This window comes from Fulvivirga kasyanovii (assembly GCF_009711405.1).
Taxonomy (GTDB): domain Bacteria; phylum Bacteroidota; class Bacteroidia; order Cytophagales; family Cyclobacteriaceae; genus Fulvivirga; species Fulvivirga kasyanovii.
In genome coordinates this window covers 1-1,253 of sequence record NZ_SMLW01000146.1, presented here as the reverse complement: position 1 = coordinate 1,253, position 1,253 = coordinate 1, and the positions used below count along the sequence as shown (strand labels likewise).

General features: G+C 41.0%; 2 protein-coding genes. Both read right to left on the bottom strand.

What is annotated here, in order from left to right:
- Window positions 1–58: 58 nt before the first annotated feature.
- Entirely contained in the window at window positions 59–799 is a 741-nt protein-coding gene (locus E1163_RS00395; RefSeq protein WP_155168550.1) for an energy transducer TonB, read from the bottom strand.
- Window positions 796–1,253 (bottom strand): RNA polymerase sigma factor (locus E1163_RS00390; RefSeq protein WP_155168549.1); only part of this gene is annotated, 458 nt, incomplete at its 5' end. The genes E1163_RS00395 and E1163_RS00390, both read right to left, overlap by 4 nt.

Below are 1,253 nucleotides of genomic sequence, written 5' to 3'. Positions count from 1 at the left end.
TATTATCACCCTGATATTGCCGTGTGCGGCCAACAATAGTCAGAAAGCTTATTATGGATTATTTCTCAATCATTTGAAATGTCAATGGAATATTGAGTTTGGTAGCAATAGGTTTACCATTGATTGTTGCAGGCTTCCATGGTGGCATGTTTTCTATAACCCTTACGGCTTCCTTATCAAAATAAGTCCCCAGGGACTTCAGAACCTCTATCTGCTGTGGTTTTCCCTCAACATCGATCACAAAACCAACCAACACCACACCACTTACCGAATCAGTCATTGCTTCTTTAGGGTAGCGTAACTCACTATCAAAGTAATCATAAAGGGCTTCAAGGCCATCAACTGGCTGAGCTTCCTGATAATGATACTCCTGGGGTTCATCGCTACCCTCTTCATCCTCTACGGGCAAGGGTTTTTCGTTCTTGGTATTTTTAGTCTCATATTCCGTTTTCTTTGCCGAAGCTGAGTCTTTAGGCTCCGGCACAACAGGTGAGTATTCATCTTCTTTATCAAGCCCTTCCGTAAACGTTTTCCTACTTGGCTCGACTGGCAGCGGCTTTACCTTTTCTTCGTTTTCCTTTTTGTTTTCGACCACTTCATCCACCAGGTGGTTATTGATTAAGAACATCCCTGTCAAAACTACTGTGATCAACAATATGGTTTTATAGATAAATCTGGTATCTTTTTGCTTTTCTGCCCTGCTATTTTTGACTTTAAGTAGTCCTTCAAAGTCTTTCAACGCATCGATTTCCTCATCCGAGATATGTGGTGCTTCTGATATAACTTTATATTTTTTCATTTCAACCCCATTTTTAATCTTAGTTTGGCAATGGCCCTGTACAACCTTACTTTGGCATTGTTTTCAGTGATGTCCAGCACCTGGCCGATTTCTTTGAAAGGCATGGCCTCAAAATAACGTAACTGAATTATCTGAACAGACTGGTCGTCAAGCCGTCTCATGGCGTTTGCCAGTACCTGAAAATTTGTACCTTCTGAAGTTTTTTCGCCCATTTCTTCAACCAAACGCTCAATAGTAGCCTGATTCAGCACAATCAGCTTTTGTTGCCGTGACTTCCTGAAATATTCATTGCATTCATTAATGGCAATCCTATACAGCCAGGCGGACAGGGGCAAGCCCTTGTAAACAAAACCTTCTATTTTTTCCAAAGCCTTTAAAAACACCTCAGAGGTAATGTCAGCAGCATTTTGTTTGTCGCCTACCCGATGATAGGTGAAAAGAAATATCTGTTTAA

Excerpts from the sequence above, each read along its gene's own strand:
- E1163_RS00395 (WP_155168550.1), bottom strand. The coding sequence starts at position 799 with ATGAAAAAATATAAAGTTATATCAGAAGCACCACATATCTCGGATGAG.